The following is a 20211-nucleotide window of genomic DNA, read 5'->3' as shown; positions in this document are numbered from 1 at the left end:
TTAAATCAATTGTATGCCAGATCAAATTTCAGCACCCTTTATTCCTGTACAGTATACAGGGGAGGAAACCGAAACGTCCTCACAGAAAGTAGCCGACAGTGAACAGGCTGCTATTGCTATTTTTGAACGTGCTGTAAAACGGTTGAAGCAGGTTAATGAGTGGGGCAATATGTGTGGAGCATTGTCTTCATCCTTTCAACTGGTAGACAAGCAGGGAGAAGAGATCAACGATGCGGCTAATCCAGGTATGTTTATCCGCATAGATATACCCGGTCCTGGTAACAGTGCCGGGAAAGGATATGACTGGGTTTCTATCGAACAGGTGGAAGAAATACAGCTGAATGAGCAGCAGCAGTTGTTTTTCATACGTGCACGTCCCTGTGGACATCCTCAGCAGCAGAACGCTGGTACCGCTCATTTTCTGAAGGAGGAAGCTACCAGTTCCTTTGTTGTATCCAGAGATGATACGCAGGTAATTGCGACCGTTTACGGCAGAAATGAGGTGCCTAATGTGACGGCAGATGATACGGTGGATAAGATGCGGAATGCGTTAGTGGGCACAGGTGGGGCAATAGGCATTTCAAAGCTACAGTGGAAGGCATTGGTAAACGGCCTGCTGGAAGAATAAACTGATAGATCAAACTGAATAGGCACCGATATTTAAGAGTAGGCAGTCTGCTGAAAGTTAGCGTCTGAGAACATTCTTGCAGCAGGCTGCCTGAATCTTACTTATCAATGTGCAATTCTGTAGTTGATTAATCTTTATATCCGGGAATGAATACTTCTCCGGTATTCTGATCCATATAACCTCTTGTACCGCTGGCGGTTTTTACAAGGAATGCCTGGCGGTTCTGATCTTCATCAATAATCTGTACAAGAACGGGCTTTTTCAGCTCTTGCATAGTCTCCGCAGGAATTACGCCTATTCTGTTACCAACTTTCGTTTCAATGAAAGCATAGTGCCCGATATTGTCTTCCCTATAGGTAACATCATCATAAATAAGCGGCACAAGTACATTTCCTTTCATGTCAATAACACCTGTTTTACCGTCTTTTACAGCTTTTAGCTTGCTTTGATACTTCGGCGTTTGTTCACGATATGACATGTATTCGATCTGCGAGTATCCATTGAGATCAACACTATCGAGCGCCTGTCCGCGGCGTTGGAAGTCGGTCAACTCCAGTACAATTCTCCACTTATTATTCCCAAGCTTGTAAATATGCAGGTCTTTTTTCCCGTCAGCAGATGCGAAGCTGCCAGGTGTATGGTTGGCTGCCTCAGTAGCTACTTCTGCAGCTTTGGCAGCAGCAGCGGAAGTTACTTTACCGGTAGCGTCGAAGTAAACAGTACGTTCGTCTTCGGTCACTGCTTTAATAAAGTCTTGCGTGCCGTCAGTGATGCCTTTTACTTCGCTGTAAGTGGCCGGAATGATCTCTTTACCAGTGTAGGCATCAGCAACGCCATATTTACCATCAAGGCCAACGATCATGAAGTTCCTAAGTGATTTTTCTTCGAAGAACTCACCATCATCATATTTAAGCTTCTTATTCACCAAATCGCCGGTTGACATATCTATCACACCAATGTAGCCTTCTTTTTTAACCAGCAGGAGATTGGTATGTCTTGACATCGGATTAATGCCGGGTATTTCGTCAAATACAAGCGACCCTTTCTGTTTGCCGGTAGCAGGGTCCAGCAATACATACCCCTTTACCAGTCTGGCTACTGCCATTCCATTAGGCGCTACGAAGGGCATATCAGCATAATTGCATGCATATACAACCTTCCCGGAAGTATGTATTAATCCTACTTTTTTGTTATTCTCAATACGGGCATAATCGCCGTTAAACAGGTGTATACTGTCATATTGAGGCTCTGCAATCACTGCATGTTTCCTGTTGGTAAGTCCCCACTTATTCTTTTCCGCATAGGGATAGACACCATTCTGTGCCTTGCACCACACGCTGATAAGCAGGACAGGGAGAAAATAGATGGTTTTCATAAAGTATAGGATTGAAGTCAGAGACAAATATAAGGGTTTTGCTAAATATATGCATCTTCTCTTTAATATGTTGGTATCTTAAATCGGGAGCGGTATATTTGCCCTCGAAAATGTATCGGCAAATTATGAGAACAAGTGAACAGGCTTTGTCAGTCATTGAACAAATAAAGCAGGCCATTAACGACACAGCGGTAGAAACAATCGTAGCAGCGGCAGCAGAGATCGCAAGCAATAAACGACTACTTTTCGAGCAACTCGAAGCGCTCATAGGCAATATTTCTCCTCTGGAATGTGACAGTCAGCAATGGCGTAATTTCAGAATTGCACGCATCAACCTCAGTACACAACTGCGGCGGGAAGCGCTGGCCTGTTAGGCCACAAGCGGAATGGTAGCCCAGGTGTGCCTGGCCATTTCGTTCTTCTTTTTATTTTCTGTTCATCTCATCACCACAACGAGATCATGACCTTGATCTTCGTAGATTAAACTCGTGCCATTGTCAATATGGGCGATCGCATCTACCGGAGCATCAGGCTGTAAGTCTATTTCTGTAAGCAGGCAGTAGTTCGTACATCCGTGCGTCAGTTTGGTAATAGTGGATCTCAGGGATTACCAGAACTATCGTACGAGGAGCGGTCGCTCTTCGTACCGGATTTCCATACTCAATGCTTCCCAGCCGAAATAGTTCCGGACAAAGACATGAAACTACCCAACTCCTCACCAGCAACCTGGTAATAGATTACTACATATGCGACGTAGCATGATACAGTAGGCTATATACTATAAATCAACTCATTACCCACTGCCAATCCGGCAATAACTGACATGAAAGCGTTTGTCATGCCAGGTGCTATTTTAATACTCATAGGACTGCTCTCTTAGTCAACATATATTGCTGCAAACAGACAAATTACACACTCTATGCATGTGCTGAATGCAGCCTACTACCGGCTTTCACTGTCTCCTACCTACTTTCACACCACTTGTCTGCCCTCACATCTGAACAGACGCTCGTTATCGAGTTTTAGGCAAACTGTACAGCAGCTGCCAGTTTTTCAGCAGGCCCTCGGGACGTAGCTACTGATAGCTGTAACAAGTCATTTTTCATCAAGAAGGGAACGGCTATTCCGGAAACAATTCAGTAAAAATCAAGCAATATGTCCGTTCAGATATAAAATTATTTGTATGCCATGCGGTTCGCAGCGACAAACAGTACTTTTTTCATCAGGAGATTTACTTTGTGAGTCACATAAAATATGCAATAAATAGTGAGAATGCCAGTTTGTCGTTTTGATAAGATGTTATTTATCATAGTATTATAAAATGGAACGCTTTTCGTATAGAGGGAATTGATGAGGAAGCTGGCAGTCTTTAATATCTGCACTGTAGTGACTGCATATATATCGTCATGTGTCCTTTACTATTAAGATAATAAACAGCACAATAAAAGATTAATCGACTAATTATGACAACTGAGCACATGCGCGCGCTCGTACTTGAGGATTACGGAGCCCCATTTGTATATCGGGTAATAGACAGGCCAAAGCCAGATTACGGAGAGGTATTGATAAGAGTCAAGGCGAGTGGTGTAAACCCACTGGATGCTAAGATCAAGGCAGGAGAAGCGGAGCATGCGAAACAGCCATTACCGGCAGTACTAGGTATTGACATGGCAGGCGTCGTGGTAGAAGTAGGAGAGGGTGTGACCAGCTATGTACCTGGCGACAAAGTGTTTGGCATGACAGGCGGCGTGGCCGGTTTACAGGGTTCCCTGGCAGAGTATGTAGCGGTAGACGCTGAACTGATTGCCAGAAAGCCTGCAAATCTAACCATGCGTGAAGCCGCAGCTATTCCATTCGGATTCGTAACTGCCTGGGAAGGACTGGTTGACAAAGCTAAGATCGTAGAAGGTCAGAAGGTACTCATACATGGCGGTTCCGGCGGCATCGGACAAATGGCTATTCAAATTGCGCGGGCATTCGGCGCAGATGTATATGCTACTGATACTGCCGACAAGAAAGCCATTATTGAGTGGTTTGGCGCTACACACATTGATCATGAGGTAACAACCATTGCGGAATATGTGGATAAGTACACCCGCGGAGCTGGCTTCGATATTGTGTTCGACACCATAGGTGGCACCACACTGGACGCTTCTTTTGAAGCTGTCAAGCAAAATAACGGACATGTCATCAGTTCCCTGGGATGGGGCTCACACAGTCTGGCACCACTGACCTCGAAGGCAGCTACCTATTCAGGGGTTTTCACCCTACTGCCAATGCTGACAGGCATGGGTAGAGAACACCATGGCGCTATCCTCCGTGAAGCAACCAGAATGGCAGAGGCAGGTCAGATATTGCCCTTACTCGATCCCCGGCATTTCCATCTCCAGACCGCAGATCAGGCGCTTACGCTGATTGTACGTAAGGGAGAAACCGGCAATATCGTCGTAGAGATTTAAGATTATACGCTATATAAGAAATATAAAAGGCGCTTCATCCATGGAGCGCCTTTTATATTTCTACATACGGAGGGCCAGACTAAGCCTTTAGCGCGTCAGCTTAACGCATCATGGAAGATGATACCGAGGGTATGCCGGTTGCCACTATGTATGGAACTAACTCCATGTTTCATATTGACCCTATAATACCCCCTGCTGCCTTTTGCCGGTCTGAAATTGGTAGTAAATAACAACATATCTCCTCTACGCCCCTGTATAACGCTGGCTTTTGACTGCGCACGGGGAATCTGCTCTGTCAGTACAAATTCTCCCCCGCTGTAATCCTCACCGGGTTCATTCAGGAACAGCACCAGCTGCATGGGAAACCATATCTCTCCATACAGGTCCTGGTGTAAGGTGTTGAAACCTCCAGGGCCATATTTCAGTATCAGAACCGTAGGCTTATCCTGACCCTTTCCGCTGCATTGTTCTCTTAACGTGGAATGGGCGGAAGGAAAGCGTAGATCTGACTGCAGGATTTCCATCCACTTATTGGCTATTACTGCCAGATAAGGGTAGCAGGTCTCCCTGACAGCCTGGATCAGTTCCGGCAATGGATACCGGAAGTATCTATATTCTCCTGCACCAAAACGATAGCGTTGCATGGAGATAGTTTTTCGGTAGGCCGTATCGTTATTATACAATTCAATCAGCTCCTGGCACTCAGTTTCAGACAATATACCGGTCAGCAACGTATAACCACGCTCATGCATATCTGCACTTACCTGTTGCCAGTCCTTACTACGGAGGCGTTCTACAATCTTTTCCATTGGCAGCTTTTTTGTAAAAATAGGGACAGGCTGAGTTGTAGAAAACCCGAAACTTGCGCTTTAGCGCTCAGGAAAGAGAGGCGATTGTTTGAAATTTACAACTAATACTTTGTTTATCGTAATGACCAGCTGGGGCACGGTAAGTAATTTTGTATGTAGTAGCATGTATGGTTTGTTGCAGAAAGGTATTTTCCCTAAATACTCAACCCATCTTTTAAGTTAATCATAAACATATGCTGACAGAAACACTGGAAGAGTTTTATCAGAATAAGATAAAGGAGGTACCGGCTAATCTGGGCAAAGAAACCGGTCATTTTAATGTCTTCAGACTGGAAAGTCATTGTGCGCCACAGCCACCCCGATACAGCCGTAAATCCTTCTATAAGATCGGTCTCTCGCGTGGACATGGCTTTTACCATTATGCTGATAAGAGCATAGAGGTATCCGGTACTACGCTGATGTTCTTTAATCCTAACGTGCCTTACACCTGGCAATCCTTGTCGCCGGAGCTGGGAGGCTTCTTCTGTATCTTCAAAGAAGGCTTTTTTACCGAAAAAATGCGCGGTAGCCTGAGCGATTTCCCCATGTTTGCTCCAGGTGGGAAACCTGCTTATTTCCTGGATGATATGCAGGACCAGCAGGTGAATGCCATCTTTGAAAAGATGATACAGGAAATCCAATCGGACTACATATATAAGTATGATCTGCTGAGCAATTATGTAATGGAGATCATACACTATGCGTTGAAATTATCTCCGTCAGAGAAGCTATATCAGCATAGTGATGCAAAAAGCCGCATCACTTCTGTATTCACAGAGTTACTTGAAAGACAGTTTCCTATAGAATCGCAGGATCAGCGTTTTGAACTGCGCTCTGCTAATGACTTTGCACGCCATCTGTCAGTGCATGTCAATCACCTGAATCGTGCCATTAAAGAGACTACCGGCCGCACTACTACTGAGCATATCTTCGACAGATTAGCCAGTGAAGCCCGCACACTTTTAAAACACACAGACTGGAATATCTCTGAAATTAGCTATTGTCTTGGGTTTGAAGAACCTGCCCATTTCAATAAATTCTTCCGCAGACAGGTAGATACTACTCCAACAGCCTATAGAAACAGCTAAAAATATAAGGTTGTTTGAAAGATACAATTATCACTTTGAATGATGTAATAATACCCCTTAGCAACCACTGTAACTTTGTATTCAACAAAAGCAAAAAAGTATGAAACAGCAAAAAGTATGGTTTGTAACCGGAACCTCCAAAGGATTTGGATTAATTATCGTGAAACAATTACTCGCACAGGGTACACCTGTTGCTGCAACTACCAGGAACATAGATGAACTGGTAAAAGAAGTAGGTGAAGATGAGAACTTCCTGCCCCTGAAAGTAGATCTCACTTCCGAGCAAAGTGTAGAAGAAGCACTGGCTGCTACTGTAAAGAAATTCGGACGTGTAGATGTGATTGTAAATAACGCAGGTTACGGACTGGTAGGCGGTCTGGAAGAATTATCAGACGCTGAAGGCCGCAAGAACTTTGACGTAAACGTATTCGGTCTGCTGAATGTAATCCGTAAAGCATTACCTCATCTGAGAGCGCAACGCTCCGGCCATATTATCAACTTTTCCTCAATCGGTGGTACCGTAGGATCTTTCCCTGGTTTTGGTATCTATTGTGCTACCAAGTTTGCCGTGAACGGACTTACAGAAGCATTGGCAACTGAGGTAGCACCTTTCGGTATACATGCTACCATCGTAGCACCAGGCTATTTCAGAACCAACTTCCTGGCATCTGATTCACTGGTTACACCTAAGAATGTTATTGAGGCATATAGCAACGTACGTGCATCTCAGGAAGAACATCAGCAGTCTCTTGCCGGCAATCAACCTGGCGACCCTGAGAAAGGCGCTGCTGCTGTAATCAAGATTACAGAGGTAGAAAATCCACCTTTATATCTCTTCCTGGGTGAAGACGCCTACGACCTGGCCACTAAAAAGCTTGACTCACTGAAGAGTGAAATAGCTACCTGGAAGGAACTGACCGTATCCACAGGCATAGAAGCATAGTGCATGAGCTTCCTTTTATCAAAGGTGATAGTGGCTTTTCTGACGATAAATATCGAACGGATGGGAAGATGTTACAAGCGTGTGTTAAAGCTACTGCCTATGCATCCGGAAGGACCCACTGGCAATATAGAAGTATATAGACTGGAAGATGCACAGGCATCACACACAAGGCAGCTGACAAAACGAAAGGAATACTATAAGATTGGTCTGGTAAAAGGAAGCAACCGATATCACGCTACTGAAGAGGGCCTGGTAGTATCAGGTAACTCACTGGTTTTTTTACATCCACGCGCGCCATCAACATGTGAGTCATTGACAAGGGGACAGGAAGGGTTTTGTTGCATATTCAACGTACCATTCTTTACAGCACAGATGCAGGAGAAGATCAATGCACTTCCCATGTTCATGGCCGGTGGAAGACCAGTGTATCATCTTACAGAAGAACAGACAGCCGCGGCAACAGATATCTTCAGAAGAATGGTGGAAGTGCTGGCGTCTGATTACAGATTTAAGTATGAGTTGCTGTGGAACTATGTGGCCCAGCTGATGCATATGGGACTGAAAATACAACAGACTACAGATAAGTAGGATAGGGGTCAAGATCCACAGGAAGGCAGAATGAACAACCGGGAGGCAGGAATGAGGAATCAGAGGTGCTATGAAGAAACAAACAATCAGCATCAGCAGGCAGGCATTATGCATCTTACTGCCGGATAGGTTGTCCTGGTTTCACAGCTTATCAGGAAATATTTACAATTAAGCGAATTAATTAAATCAACAACAATGGAAAATGAAAATAAGTATGTAGGTATGTGGGTAACAGCTGATGGCTATATCAGGCATGAACTGTTGCCAGGAGGGAGGTATGACGAAGCAAGAGGTAAAAAGCAAAGCGCTTATCAGGGTAGCTACACTATTACGGGCGATCATATAGACTATAAAGATGACACAGGCTTCACTGCCGATGGTGATTTCAGAGACGGGATACTGTATCATGCGGGCATGATATTGTACCGGGAAGAGAAGAAATAGTGACGTTACTTTTTGACTTAACTTCAGTAAGTCAAAAAGTATGTATGATGGAATGGAATAATGAACTGACGGCAAAGTTAGCTATTACTTACCCCATTATCCAGGCCCCGATGCTGGGTATTACAACTCCGGAAATGGTAGCAGCCGTTTCAGAAAACGGAGGACTGGGTTCACTGCCTGTCGGTGGCTTATCGCCGGATAGCACACAGGAACTTATCCGTAAAACAAAATCACTCACTAATAAACCGTTTGCGGTTAATCTGTTCACGAATGGCGTACCTGAGTACAACCATGCGGATGCCGAAGTTATGCTGTATTTCCTGGAAAAGTTTTGCCAGGATCATCAGCTGACATTTGAAAGGCAGTCGCTGGATGCACTCAGGTTCTTTAGTTATACAGAGCAGATAGAGGTGCTGATACAGGAAGACATACCTATTGTCAGCTTTACCTTCGGCATTCCAGACGCGCCGGTTATGGCGACACTGAAAAAAAGAGGCACATTCCTGATCGGGACTGCCACCTCTGTAAAGGAGGCGACGCTTGTGCAACAGGCAGGTGCAGATGCCGTAGTAGCGCAAGGCATAGAGGCAGGCGGACACAGAGGTACTTTTCTCGATGAAGAGCCACTGCCCACTATAGGAACTTTCGTACTTGTACCAGCAATAGCTGCACATGTTGACATACCTGTTATCGCTGCCGGTGGTATCAACAGCGGCAGGACAATCAAGGCCGCTCTCACCCTGGGGGCACAGGCTGCGCAAATCGGTACTGCCTTTATAGCCAGCGATGAAAGTCTGGCTTTCCCCGCTTACAAAACTGCATTAACCCAGGCCCAGGCCACTGATACTGCGCTAACCCGGGCCTTCTCCGGGCGTTGGGCCAGAGGAATCAGGAACACTTTTATGGATGCAATAACACAGGCCGGACTGAACATTCCTCCTTATCCTATACAGAATAGCATTACCGCCGGACTGCGACTCAAAGCACAGCAGGCAGACAGGAAGGAGTTCACCAATATGTGGGCAGGGCAGGCCGCTGCAGGCGCGGAAAGTAAGCCTGCTGCATTCATCTTCCAGCGGCTGGTAACAGAGATGAAAGGATGAGTCCCGGCATCTCTGCAGGGCTATTATCAACTCATAGTTATTCTTCAATAAACATAAAAAATAAACGCTAAACTATATTTTGTACTAATCGGTACATTATCTATCTTTGCCTTGTAAACAATAGTAACAATGGCAGGCAGACCAAAAATATTCGAGGAAAAAGATGTGGTCGAGAAGGCAGTAGGCGTGTTCTGGAGCAAGGGATATGAGGCAGCTTCTGCTGACGAACTGCTTGCTGCTATGGGAATAGGCAAAGGAAGCTTTTACCTGGCCTTTAAAGGAGGCAAGAAGGAACTGTATGAGAAGTCACTGCAATTCTTCTCAGAAACTTATGACAGGCAGTTATTACGCGACCTGGCTAACAGTGATGACCAGATAAAGTTCATCAAAGACTTCTTTATGTCCCTGGCGGATGCGCCTGAAGCTAAAATTATGAAAGGGTGTTACCTTGGAAATGCATTAGTGCAATTGTCTGAAATAGATCATGACACTAAAGCTATTGCCGCCACCTTATTGGCTAAAACAGAAGCCATCTTTACAGCAGTCATCAGGAAAGCGCAGCAGGAAAAGAAGCTCAAAAATAGCACTAGAGCGGAGGTGCTGGGTAAATACCTGATCAATCTCTGGAACGGGGTCAATGTAACCCGCAGAAGTCACCCCGATTACGAGGTGCTGAAAGAAATGCTTGAAATGAGCCTGGAAGTATTAAAGTAAATTTTTTTATACAATATTGTACCGATTGGTACATAATAAAAGGAGCCCATAAAATCTTATTACCATGACACAGATCACAAACACAGCAACCGTCCGTCAGGACGTAGACATCAGCAATGTATCATACAACACGCTGACTATCGAAGGACAGGACATCTTTTACCGGGAAGCAGGATCGCCGGATAATCCTACCATCCTGTTATTACATGGATATCCATCTTCTTCCTTCATGTTCCGGAATCTGATCACAGCGCTATCGGGTAAGTACCATCTGATAGCACCGGACTATCCCGGATTTGGTAACAGCAGTATGCCATTGGTGACAGACTTTGCATACACTTTTGATCACCTGGCTGATATCATTGACCAGTTTATCACGGCAAAGGGCCTTACTAAATACAGCCTGTATGTAATGGACTATGGTGCACCAGTAGGTTATCGTATTGCGACGCGGCATCCTGAAAGGGTACAGGCGTTGTTGGTACAGAATGGCAATGCTTATGTAGAAGGATTATCTCCATTCTGGGATCCTATTAAAGCTTTCTGGGCGAATCCGCAGGACGAGGCGGTGATTAATAACATGCGGGCCACTTCCCAGCTGGAGTTTACAAAATGGCAATATCTTACGGGTGTAAAAGACGCTAACAAGATCAGTCCTGACACCTGGGTGTACGATCAAAGTAAACTGGATCGCGTTGGAAATGTGGATATCCAGCTGTCACTGTTCTATTCTTACAGGACCAACATAGAACGCTATCCTGAATGGCAGGCCTTCTTCCGTAACTATCAGCCGCCAACGCTCATCACCTGGGGCGCTAATGACGAAATATTCCCTGTAAGCGGAGCGCGCGCTTATCTGAAAGATCTGCCCGATGCAGAACTGCATCTGCTGGATACAGGTCACTTTGCACTGGAAGAAGAAGGTACCCGTATTACTTCGTTGATAGATGATTTCCTGACAAGGAAAGTGAAATAATTGCGCTCTGCCAAATATTGTACCGATTGGTACATATGTCTGTGTAAGCGGATCGGGGCGCTGGTAAATGCCAGCGCTCTTTTGTTGCCCTGCTGATACTATTTTAACATAAGTGCTTCTTCGTCGCTTCTTCGCCGCTAGTTCGTCGCTAGTTCGTCCCTTGTTCGTCCACGATAGGTGTCAAGATACTGTCAATATACTGTCAGCCGTACATTTGTTATACCGCTATCTCCCTGCGGGCACGCTATACAGTATAGGACAGTTTTTAAAAAGAAATAAGGCATATTTATAAAAGCCAATTATTACCCCTCATTTGTAACCTTTAAAATCTCGTTATGAAAAAACTGTTTATGCCGATGCTGGCGTTACTATGCGCTGTTGCCGGCTGTTCCAGAAATGAAGACCTTAATGAACTATCCCCCCGCAACACCTTATCTGCTGTAGCGGCTGCTGCTGCAAGAAGTGCAGAAGTTGTAAAAATCAACAGTAACTACAGGGCCAGTGTCAACGGCTCCCAGGTGTACTTAGGCACTGATTATATTGCAGCAATTAATGCTGCCATTGCAGGCCTTACGCCTGGTCGTACTACCAAAGAATGGGTTTTGATCAAGAACTCCGGCAGTTCAGGCAATTCAGGCGGCGCTGTGAAAGCAGTGAATATGCAGAGTTATACAGGACTTGACTTTGCCGGCACTACTTTTACCTGTAACAGTAATGATCTGCTGATTGTACCGGTACAGGCTGACCGTAAAACAGAGATAGAAGTAAAGAATCTCAGAGTAGCGGGTAATCCGCGCTATGGCATCTGGTTCAAAGGCTGTTCCAATATGATCATCAGCAACATCACCATGAACCTCACCAATGGCTCTGGTCAGTTTGGCCTGGGCATCCGTGTGGATCATAGTACTGCGGCCACACGTAATCTTACCATTAACGGAAACATCAACATCACCGGCGGTGACATGTCTATAGAAACATATGGCGTGGATGGCTTCAATATTGGTAATGTTACTACCAGCAATAACTTTGGTTGCGGCGTACTGCTGAATCAGTCAAGGAATGGTTCCGTTGGAACTGTAACCGGTAACTACAACTGTAATGGCGGCGGTTATGCAACATTCCGCGTAGCCAACAACAATGGTCCGAATGTAACCTGTGCAAAAGTGTATTCACGTAACAGTGGAAGAGGCTTTTTCAGCGTATCTGGCAGTAATGGCACTACGGTGAATACTGTGGACATTGCTAACTCTACCAGCCATGGTATCTTCCTCGAAGACGCTTCCAACACCTTTGTGAACGCAGGCACTGTATCAGGTGGTAATCCAAACATTCAGCATGTAAGGACTTCCAACTGTGTCACCCGTGTGAACGGACAATCGTATACTGCTGCTAACGGCAGATGGTAAATCATGTGTAATAATTGGCTACCATTATAACATGTGCCTGATTCCAGGCACATGTTCTTTCTTTATAAATTCCCATGTATGCGTATTATGTTATTCGCCCTGTTGCTGATCACGAAGTTCAGCACGGCGCAACCTGCTGTTGTCAACGATTATATAAAAGCACATTTACCTTCCTGGCAGCTATGCCGTAATGAAGATTACCCGGCCAGCTTCTGGTCTTTTTACAGCCGGGAATCCCTGCCTTTTTTTACTGCGGTAGATATTAATGATGATAACCGCGTAGACTATGGTGTATTGATCCGGCAACGGCAGGAGATACGCCTGCTGATTATCTTAAGCGATCATGCCGGATATACACATTATCTGTCAGATACCCTTGCCGGTACTACCCTGGACTACTGCCTTCTGCCAGCGCCTCCGGGCAGGATTGATATTGCATTCCCTGCTATCAGTTCGTTGATACTAACCGCCAACGGTATCAATCTCATGAAGATGGAAAACAGGATGTGTATCTATTACTGGAATGGTGCATCTATCGATATTTTTAAAACATTATAATACGGTATGGCAATGAAATATCTGATTTCTTTTTTACTGCTGCTGACCGGTTGTGCCGGAGCGGATATGAACACGGTGCAGGATATTGATGGGAATGTGTATCCTGTAGTCAGGATCGGTAAACAGCTATGGATGGCTAAGAATCTGGAAGTGACGCGGTATCGTAATGGCGACAGTATATTATTGCTGCATGACGATATAAAATGGAGTACTTCGCAGGAGGGGGCCTATTGTATGTATCAGCATGATACAGGTTATGTGAGGGACTATGGTTTGTTATACAACTGGCACGCAGTGAGTGATAGCCGTAATATTGCTCCGGAAGGCTGGCGTATTCCTACTAGTGAGGACCTGGCTATACTGGTGGCGTCGCTGCGGGGAGATACGGTAGCAGGTGTAGCAATGAAAACGGCCGCTCCCGGATACTGGCATTATCCTTATACAGGCGCAGACAGCAGCAGCGGTTTTGCGGCATTGCCGGGAGGTTATCGTTACGGACCTGATGGCAGTTTCCATACATTAGGCAGTAACGGGTACTGGTGGCATAATAGAGGCAGTTATGAACTCTATGCCTGGAGTAACCGTTTCTATAGCTATTTCGCTGATGTGCAGCGCGACCCTGAATATATGGAATTTGGTTTCTCGGTACGATGTATAAAAGAGTGACCGTTTAATTCGGCTTCGGTGCAATTTTATAGTCTTCGTCTCTTAACCCTTTCACGCCTTTGGGTTTGGGCCGTGGTGTGTCTGCCACCGGCGTAATCACTGGCGTAATCACAGCTGGCGGTGGTTCAATCAGGTCGGGCGTTATTGTGCTCAGTGTATCGGTGATTACCGGCGTAACAAGTAGTGGTGTGACAGTCTGAACCGTATCTGCAGCAGGTATATTCCGGGGAGGTATCAACTCGCGGGCAGGTGGCGGCGGCAATACTTCCGGTGGTGGTTGCAGTATACTATCCTTTAATTGTACTGGTGGTGGAACAACGGGTAGAATGGCGGTACGGCGTTGTTCGACAAAGATAAATGTGGTGATTGCAATAAGGAAGACAAAAAGTGTGACAATGTTCAGGAATGTGGTGTTAGCAGCCGGGGGGACTGTTGTTTCAGGGGCCTGTGGGGTTTCAGGCATTTCAATATCCAGTTGGGCGCTTATCCTGTTCCAGATAGCGTCTTCCATGGCAGGAACAGGCAGCTGTTCCAGCTTCCGGGCAATGATGTTTTCATATGTTTCTTTTTGGTTCATTCAGTCTGTAACTGTAATGTTTGTTTAAGTATTTTTCTTGCTTCGCTGAGGTGCCATTTGCTGGTGCCTTCGCTGATGTTAAGTTTGGCGGCAATTTCTTTGTGGGTATGTCCCTCCATGACGTACAATATGAATACCGCGTGTGTGGCAGGCGGAAGTTTTTTAATGAGGGTCATGATATCTTCAGCCTCCAGTCTGGCAATTACTGAATTATCGATAGAGGGAGCATATGTCTCTTCAAGTTCCACAGGGCTGAACTTACCCAGGCTTTTCACATGATCTAATCCTTCATTGGCAACAATACGTTTGATCCAGGCATGCAGGCTTCCTTTCTGCGGATCGTAGGTATGCATGCTTTTGAAGATCTTCACAAACGCATGACTCATAATATCAGCAGCATCCGCCTCACTTCTGGAATAACGCATAGCGATAGACATAGCAAAGCCATAGAACTGCCGGTATAGCTGTTCCTGCGCCTTCCGGTTATTGGTAAGGCAGCCTTCAATCAGTAACGATATGTCCTGTTCCTGGCTTTGCAACGGTATCAGATAGTTGTTTTGTCTTCGGGATTTTCTACTTGTTTCAGCAGGATAGCAGTACCCATTGCCGAAAGGATGAATTTGAGCTGCTCTTCCTGCTCATTATATATCCAGAGTGCTTTATCCATAGTATCAATGATACCAATGACACCATCAGCGGTACTCAGCTCATACCCGGAGAGTATTTTAGCTCCAAGCAGCGTCTTTGACACTTTCCCCTTTTTGTTAGCGAAGGTATTCAGATTCAGCGATCTTATTCTGATGGTATCTCTTCCGTTAGTAGCATAGCCTTCTTCTGCTACATAGGGTCTGTCAAAGATCCGGCGTGCGGTATCAGCTGCGATGTCATATCTGCTCACCATCAACAAAGACCATAGTCCGAGTTTACTGGTATCGCTGGGTATCATTGCGGCAGAGAAAGCATAGTTAAAATTCAGCTGCGTACTTGTTTCACCGGTCCACTGAGGTATATGCAGCGCTTTGAATTTTAATTCGTGACTGTCATATATTTCGGTACAGAAAATCTCTGCACTATGCTGATCGTTGGTCAGGGTATACCTGAACCTGCTTTTTTCGTTATTCCGCTCTGTCATAGAAGTAATGCCGTGCATATTCAGTAATACTTCCTGCGGAGATATCCAGCTATTGCTATATTTCACCCCGGAAGCCAGGTTCCATCCTCTCTTAATACGGGAAGTAGTATAGTTACCAAAGCTCAGGTGCTGATTAATGTGCTGTACTTTGGCGCCTTTCACGGGGTATCTTGTGGCCTGGCTGCTGAACTGTTCAGGTACGGCCAGCCGGCTGGTACTACAAGAGGCAGTTACTGCAAGCAGTATAGGTAAAAAAATGCGTCTCATTTGTCTTTCTTAAATAATTTAATAATTGGGTGCTACCGTGGGTAGTCTGTGTTAAAAACTACTGATGTTGTTGATAATGAGTATTCTAAGTGATTTATGCCATATTTGCTGTTCCAGTTTATATAGGTAATACCCCGGGGTGAGGCAAAAGGGTTGGGTAAATTGAAGAATTTTTTTTCAGGCGGAACAGGGGTTTTTATGTCTGCGGAAAAAAGCCGCTTTGTATGGCTGGAAATAACTATTTTTAGTATAAGTACTGAGTCGTATTCCATGTTGATGAAAAATTTGCTGCTTCCACTGTTATTGCTGGTAAGCTATGCCTATGCACAGCCATCCTACCAGTTCTCTTCTTTAGATGTGAACAACGGTTTATCCAACAACCAGGTTAACTGCATCTACAAAGACGTGCGCGGATTTATGTGGTTTGGTACCATGAGTGGTCTGAACCGCTATGACGGGTATACCTTTAAGACCTTCCGGCATAGCACGGAGCCAGGGGCCATCAATGATGACTACATCACCGGTATCTATCCTGCTCCCAATGATCAGCTATTTATCAGAACCCGTAATGGCGATAACTTTTATAACCCGGCAAAAGAGCAGTTTGCAGATGCTGCCGCCTGGTTCAGAAAGAAGGGGTTGCCCGAACTGGGGATTACTTGCGTAGCGCAGGCCGGCGGACAATGGTGGATTGCTTATGCTGACTGCCGGCTTTACCGCACAGACAGTACCGGGCGTGTTACGAAGATACTCTTACCAGGAAGAAGGAATACACCTATTGCAGACCTGCAGCGGGATAAACAAAACAGGCTGGTGATCCTCTACCTGAACGGCGACATAGAAAAACTGGACATTTCCCAGAATAAGGTAGTATACAGGCACGCCACCGTGCGCAGGTACCTCACGAAGCCGCCACTGGGCTTACGTCTTTTCATTGACGCAGCAGACGATATGTGGGTGTACATGCCGGCAACCGATTTTGGGGTGTTATATGTAAGCAATACCGATGGTAGCGTCAGGCAGTTATCCAGCAAATCAGGGTATCTGAACAATGATATCGTCAACAGCATCGTGGAGGATGATAAGCAACTGATCTGGATTGGTACCGATCATGGGGGCATCACACTGATTGATAAGAAGAATAACTTCAAATCCCGCTTCCTGCTCAGTAAGGAAGGCGATGTGAAAACACTTGCCGAAAATGCTGTTTATGCCCTTTATAAGGACGATGCCGGTATTATCTGGTGCGGCACCTATAAGCGGGGGATCAGCTACTTTACTGAAAATATGGTGAAGTTTCCGCTGTATAAGCATAGTCATACAGATAGCCGCAGCCTGAGTTACAATGACGTCAACTGTTTTGCAGAGGATAAAAAGGGCAATATATGGATTGGTACCAATGGAGGAGGGCTGATCTATTACGACCGTATTAACCAGACATTCAAACGCTTTCAACACGATCCGGCCAATGAAAACAGCATCAGTAAAGATGTTATTGTCAGTCTATATGTGAATAACTATGACGATTTATGGATTGGGTATTATTTCGGGGGAATGGACTTCTACCGGGGAGGCCGTTTTACACATTACCGTCATGAAGAAGATGATCCCAACAGCCTGGCCAATAAGTCAGTCTGGAAGATATACCGCGATAAAAGGAACAACTTCTGGGTGGGAACACTCGGGGGAGGGCTGGACCGGTTTGACCCCGGAAATGGTATCTTTTATCACAATAATGTGAACCTGCCTGCTTCCGTCCACTCCAATTTTATATCTGGGTTTGCAGAGGATAACAGTGGCAATCTGTGGATCGCTACAGCCTATGGTATCGATGTGCTGGATAACTCCAAGGGGGTATTTGTTCATTACCTCAGTGCCACGCATCAGCTGAGCAATGACAATGTCAGTTCCTTGCTGTATGACCGTCGCGGACATATGTGGGCAGGGACCAGGGCCGGACTTAACGTATTTGATCCCAAGGTGCAGCAGTTCCGGTCTTTTACCGTAAAAGACGGACTACCGGATAATAACATCATCACCATGCTGGAAGACAATGCCGGATATCTCTGGCTTGCCACGTCTAATGGGCTTAGCCGGGTGACCGTGAATGATGGTCCGCAGGGAGTCACTATCAGCTGCCGCAATTATGACGATAAAGACGGGTTGCAGGGTAAGGCATTCAACGTGAATGCAGCCTTTAAACTCAGCACAGGTGAATTGTTGTTTGGGGGTGCTGACGGGTTTAACCTGTTCCATCCTGCTTCTTTACCGCAGAATAATACCCGTCCTAATATCGTGTTTACCGGTTTGCGGTTATTTGACCGTAATATCGAAGTAAATGCCAGGGTACATGACCGTATACTACTGCCACAGGCATTAACAGCTACCAAAGAGATTGTACTGAAGCATAATGAGAATGACTTTTCTGTCGAATTTGCTGCATTGAACTTCGTTAATACAGAGAAGAACAAATATGCTTACCGCCTGGATCAGTTTAATGATAACTGGCAGATTGCAGACGGCGCTACCCGGCGGGCAACGTATACTAATATTAGTCCGGGTACCTATACACTGCAGGTAAAGGCGGCTAATGAAGATGGCTTCTGGAATGAGGAAGGTATTTCACTGAAGATCAGGATATTACCACCATTCTGGAAAACGCCGCTGGCTTATATTATTTATGGTGTGCTGGTAGTAGTCACCCTGTTGTTGCTGAGACGGAGTGTGATCAGGCGGGCGCACCGGCGGTTTATACTACAGCAGGAAAGGCAGGAGGCACGTAGGATGCACGAGCTGGATATGCTGAAGATCCGGTTATTCACGAATCTGAGTCATGAGTTCAGAACCCCGGTCTCGCTGATCTTGTCGCCGCTGGAGGAAATAATGCAACAGGCAGAAGACCAGAAGGAGAAGGGTAAGTTGCAGCTCATTTACAGAAATGCGAAACGCCTGTTGATACTGGTGAACCAGTTAATGGATTTCAGGAAGATGGAGATGCAGGAGTTACGACTTAATCCAGCCTGGGGAGATATAGCAGTATTTATCCAGGATGTTGCCTGCTCCTTCACAGATCTGGCGGAAAGGAAAGGAGTAGTATTTTCCTATATCACTCAGTCGCCGCATATCTATACCTATTTTGATAATGATAAGATAGAGCGGATACTTTTCAACCTGTTATCCAACGCTTTCAAATTTACCCCCAGGGGCGGTAATGTGCAGGTAGAGGTGACCAGTACCCCAACCGATGATTGTACCTGGCTGGAAATCAAAGTGAAAGATACGGGCATCGGTATTCCGCCGGAGCGGCTTGAAAAGGTATTTGAGCAGTTCTTCCAGAGTGATATGCCTGACAGCCTCACCAGCAGGGGTAGCGGTATCGGACTAGCCATCACCCGGGAATTTGTTAAACTGAATAACGGTACGATTACGGTGGAAAGTGAAGTGAATAAGGGAAGCTGTTTTACAGTCAGACTACCGCTTGAACGCTGTGAACAGCCAGAGGAAATAGTGACCGACCCTATCATTCCGGAGCAGCCTTTAACTGTAGAGGACCTGATTACGGATATGAGTGCTGAAACCACAATGCCAGAACCATCTCCGCATAAGCAGACAATCCTGCTGATAGAGGACAATGACGACTTCCGTTTTTACCTGAAGGAGAATCTGAAGCAGGCGTATAATATTATAGAAGCAGCCGACGGTACGTCGGGGTGGCAAAAGGCATTGTCAGGGCATCCTGATCTGGTAATGAGCGATGTGAATATGGCAGGCATGAACGGGACAGAGTTGTGCCGGAAGATTAAAAATGATGCCCGTACCAAACATATCCCGGTCATCCTGGTAACGGCGGCAGCAGGAGAGCGCGAGCAGCTGCGCGGACTGGAAGCCGGGGCAGCCGATTACCTGGTCAAACCGTTCAATTTTGAGATCATGTTATCCAGGGTCAGGAATTTGTTATCCCGACCGGCAGCAGCCAAACACCTGGTTAGTCCGACGGATGTTGCCGGTGCTGACTTTGAATTATCACCTAATGAGAAGTTCCTGCGAAGAGCATTGGAAATAGTGGAGTTGAATCTATCAAATGCCGGTTTTTCGGTCGAGGAACTGAGCCGGGAGCTATTTATGAACAGAGTATCCCTATATCGCCGGATTTTCAACCTGACCGGTCAGACCCCGGTAGAGTTTATACGGATGGTACGTATAAAGAGGGCGGCACAGCTATTGTCCAAGACAGAAATGAATGTAACGGAGGTGGCCTATGAGGTAGGATTTAACAATCCGAAGTACTTTGCCCGGTACTTTAAGATGGCGTATAATATGCTACCCTCTGCCTATGCTATCGCAGCCAGAAAGTGAGTATTGTAATAAACAATGCAGTTCAGGCTACATTTTATACCCCTGCTGCAACATTTTATCCCATCAAATATACATTCTACAGC

Annotated in this window: 19 protein-coding genes; 14 read left to right on the top strand and 5 right to left on the bottom strand. The window is 45.7% G+C overall.

Features of this window, described 5'->3' with window-relative positions:
- Positions 1–13: 13 nt before the first annotated feature.
- Positions 14–628, top strand: coding sequence for a hypothetical protein (locus tag K1Y79_RS11620; RefSeq protein ID WP_220250182.1), 615 nt, complete (start codon positions 14–16; stop codon positions 626–628).
- Positions 629–755: 127 nt separating this feature from the next.
- Here the strand turns inward: K1Y79_RS11620 and K1Y79_RS11615 are convergent, their stop codons facing one another.
- On the bottom strand, positions 756–2003 hold the full coding sequence (locus K1Y79_RS11615; RefSeq protein ID WP_220250181.1) for a WG repeat-containing protein: 1248 nt from the start codon (positions 2001–2003) through the stop codon (positions 756–758).
- Between the two features lie 125 nt (positions 2004–2128).
- Here K1Y79_RS11615 and K1Y79_RS11610 point away from each other — a divergent pair, with 125 nt between their 5' ends.
- Positions 2129–2377, top strand: coding sequence for a hypothetical protein (locus K1Y79_RS11610; protein ID WP_220250180.1), 249 nt, complete (start codon positions 2129–2131; stop codon positions 2375–2377).
- 1089 nt (positions 2378–3466) lie between these two features.
- The gene (locus tag K1Y79_RS11605) at positions 3467–4462 is read left to right on the top strand and encodes a zinc-dependent alcohol dehydrogenase family protein (protein ID WP_220250179.1); all 996 of its coding nucleotides are present in this window, start codon (positions 3467–3469) and stop codon (positions 4460–4462) included.
- Positions 4463–4557: 95 nt separating this feature from the next.
- On the opposite strand, the gene K1Y79_RS11600 is transcribed toward K1Y79_RS11605, so the two are convergent.
- Complete coding sequence (locus tag K1Y79_RS11600; protein ID WP_220250178.1) at positions 4558–5271, bottom strand: 2OG-Fe(II) oxygenase; 714 nt, start codon at positions 5269–5271, stop codon at positions 4558–4560.
- Positions 5272–5504: 233 nt separating this feature from the next.
- Between K1Y79_RS11600 and K1Y79_RS11595 the strand changes: the two genes are divergently transcribed.
- The 10 genes from K1Y79_RS11595 to K1Y79_RS11550 all read left to right on the top strand — a co-directional run bounded on the left by K1Y79_RS11595 (position 5505) and on the right by K1Y79_RS11550 (position 13796).
- Positions 5505–6398 (top strand): helix-turn-helix domain-containing protein, encoded by an 894-nt coding sequence (locus K1Y79_RS11595; RefSeq protein WP_220250177.1) that lies wholly within the window; start codon positions 5505–5507, stop codon positions 6396–6398.
- Positions 6399–6498: 100 nt separating this feature from the next.
- Entirely contained in the window at positions 6499–7341 is an 843-nt protein-coding gene (locus K1Y79_RS11590) for an oxidoreductase (RefSeq protein WP_220250176.1), read from the top strand.
- 60 nt (positions 7342–7401) lie between these two features.
- The gene (locus K1Y79_RS11585; RefSeq protein WP_220250175.1) at positions 7402–7929 is read left to right on the top strand and encodes a hypothetical protein; all 528 of its coding nucleotides are present in this window, start codon (positions 7402–7404) and stop codon (positions 7927–7929) included.
- Positions 7930–8124: 195 nt separating this feature from the next.
- Positions 8125–8373: an Atu4866 domain-containing protein gene (locus K1Y79_RS11580; protein WP_220250174.1), complete on the top strand. Its 249-nt coding sequence runs from the start codon at positions 8125–8127 to the stop codon at positions 8371–8373.
- A 44-nt stretch (positions 8374–8417) separates the two neighbouring features.
- The gene (locus K1Y79_RS11575) at positions 8418–9476 is read left to right on the top strand and encodes an NAD(P)H-dependent flavin oxidoreductase (RefSeq protein ID WP_220250173.1); all 1059 of its coding nucleotides are present in this window, start codon (positions 8418–8420) and stop codon (positions 9474–9476) included.
- 129 nt (positions 9477–9605) lie between these two features.
- Complete coding sequence (locus K1Y79_RS11570) at positions 9606–10190, top strand: TetR/AcrR family transcriptional regulator (RefSeq protein WP_220250172.1); 585 nt, start codon at positions 9606–9608, stop codon at positions 10188–10190.
- A 64-nt stretch (positions 10191–10254) separates the two neighbouring features.
- Positions 10255–11166, top strand: a complete 912-nt coding sequence (locus K1Y79_RS11565; protein WP_220250171.1) for an alpha/beta fold hydrolase — start codon at positions 10255–10257, stop codon at positions 11164–11166.
- A 335-nt stretch (positions 11167–11501) separates the two neighbouring features.
- Positions 11502–12572, top strand: a complete 1071-nt coding sequence (locus K1Y79_RS11560; RefSeq protein WP_220250170.1) for a hypothetical protein — start codon at positions 11502–11504, stop codon at positions 12570–12572.
- 78 nt (positions 12573–12650) lie between these two features.
- Complete coding sequence (locus K1Y79_RS11555) at positions 12651–13130, top strand: hypothetical protein (RefSeq protein WP_220250169.1); 480 nt, start codon at positions 12651–12653, stop codon at positions 13128–13130.
- A 12-nt stretch (positions 13131–13142) separates the two neighbouring features.
- Positions 13143–13796, top strand: coding sequence for a fibrobacter succinogenes major paralogous domain-containing protein (locus K1Y79_RS11550; protein ID WP_220250168.1), 654 nt, complete (start codon positions 13143–13145; stop codon positions 13794–13796).
- Positions 13797–13800: 4 nt separating this feature from the next.
- On the opposite strand, the gene K1Y79_RS11545 is transcribed toward K1Y79_RS11550, so the two are convergent.
- The 3 genes from K1Y79_RS11545 to K1Y79_RS11535 are packed head-to-tail and all read right to left on the bottom strand — an operon-like array spanning position 13801 to position 15772.
- On the bottom strand, positions 13801–14373 hold the full coding sequence (locus K1Y79_RS11545; RefSeq protein ID WP_220250167.1) for a hypothetical protein: 573 nt from the start codon (positions 14371–14373) through the stop codon (positions 13801–13803).
- Positions 14370–14912 (bottom strand): RNA polymerase sigma factor, encoded by a 543-nt coding sequence (locus tag K1Y79_RS11540; protein ID WP_220250166.1) that lies wholly within the window; start codon positions 14910–14912, stop codon positions 14370–14372. Before K1Y79_RS11540 ends, K1Y79_RS11545 begins: the two co-directional genes overlap by 4 nt.
- 5 nt (positions 14913–14917) lie before the next feature.
- Positions 14918–15772: a hypothetical protein gene (locus K1Y79_RS11535; protein WP_220250165.1), complete on the bottom strand. Its 855-nt coding sequence runs from the start codon at positions 15770–15772 to the stop codon at positions 14918–14920.
- 276 nt (positions 15773–16048) lie between these two features.
- Here K1Y79_RS11535 and K1Y79_RS11530 point away from each other — a divergent pair, with 276 nt between their 5' ends.
- Positions 16049–20128 (top strand): hybrid sensor histidine kinase/response regulator transcription factor, encoded by a 4080-nt coding sequence (locus K1Y79_RS11530; RefSeq protein ID WP_236059578.1) that lies wholly within the window; start codon positions 16049–16051, stop codon positions 20126–20128.
- Positions 20129–20211: the final 83 nt, after the last annotated feature.

Source organism: Chitinophaga rhizophila (assembly GCF_019492185.1).
Classification (GTDB): Bacteria; Bacteroidota; Bacteroidia; order Chitinophagales; family Chitinophagaceae; genus Chitinophaga; species Chitinophaga rhizophila.
Note: the sequence above shows the minus strand (reverse complement) of the source record. Positions and strands in the feature narration are given on the sequence as shown.

Coding starts and splice junctions, on each gene's coding strand:
- K1Y79_RS11620 (WP_220250182.1), top strand. CDS start 14: ATGCCAGATCAAATTTCAGCACCCTTTATTCCTGTACAGTATACAGGG.
- K1Y79_RS11615 (WP_220250181.1), bottom strand. CDS start 2,003: ATGAAAACCATCTATTTTCTCCCTGTCCTGCTTATCAGCGTGTGGTGC.
- K1Y79_RS11610 (WP_220250180.1), top strand. CDS start 2,129: ATGAGAACAAGTGAACAGGCTTTGTCAGTCATTGAACAAATAAAGCAG.
- K1Y79_RS11605 (WP_220250179.1), top strand. CDS start 3,467: ATGACAACTGAGCACATGCGCGCGCTCGTACTTGAGGATTACGGAGCC.
- K1Y79_RS11600 (WP_220250178.1), bottom strand. CDS start 5,271: ATGGAAAAGATTGTAGAACGCCTCCGTAGTAAGGACTGGCAACAGGTA.
- K1Y79_RS11595 (WP_220250177.1), top strand. CDS start 5,505: ATGCTGACAGAAACACTGGAAGAGTTTTATCAGAATAAGATAAAGGAG.
- K1Y79_RS11590 (WP_220250176.1), top strand. CDS start 6,499: ATGAAACAGCAAAAAGTATGGTTTGTAACCGGAACCTCCAAAGGATTT.
- K1Y79_RS11585 (WP_220250175.1), top strand. CDS start 7,402: ATGGGAAGATGTTACAAGCGTGTGTTAAAGCTACTGCCTATGCATCCG.
- K1Y79_RS11580 (WP_220250174.1), top strand. CDS start 8,125: ATGGAAAATGAAAATAAGTATGTAGGTATGTGGGTAACAGCTGATGGC.
- K1Y79_RS11575 (WP_220250173.1), top strand. CDS start 8,418: ATGATGGAATGGAATAATGAACTGACGGCAAAGTTAGCTATTACTTAC.
- K1Y79_RS11570 (WP_220250172.1), top strand. CDS start 9,606: ATGGCAGGCAGACCAAAAATATTCGAGGAAAAAGATGTGGTCGAGAAG.
- K1Y79_RS11565 (WP_220250171.1), top strand. CDS start 10,255: ATGACACAGATCACAAACACAGCAACCGTCCGTCAGGACGTAGACATC.
- K1Y79_RS11560 (WP_220250170.1), top strand. CDS start 11,502: ATGAAAAAACTGTTTATGCCGATGCTGGCGTTACTATGCGCTGTTGCC.
- K1Y79_RS11555 (WP_220250169.1), top strand. CDS start 12,651: ATGCGTATTATGTTATTCGCCCTGTTGCTGATCACGAAGTTCAGCACG.
- K1Y79_RS11550 (WP_220250168.1), top strand. CDS start 13,143: ATGAAATATCTGATTTCTTTTTTACTGCTGCTGACCGGTTGTGCCGGA.
- K1Y79_RS11545 (WP_220250167.1), bottom strand. CDS start 14,373: ATGAACCAAAAAGAAACATATGAAAACATCATTGCCCGGAAGCTGGAA.
- K1Y79_RS11535 (WP_220250165.1), bottom strand. CDS start 15,772: ATGAGACGCATTTTTTTACCTATACTGCTTGCAGTAACTGCCTCTTGT.
- K1Y79_RS11530 (WP_236059578.1), top strand. CDS start 16,049: ATGAAAAATTTGCTGCTTCCACTGTTATTGCTGGTAAGCTATGCCTAT.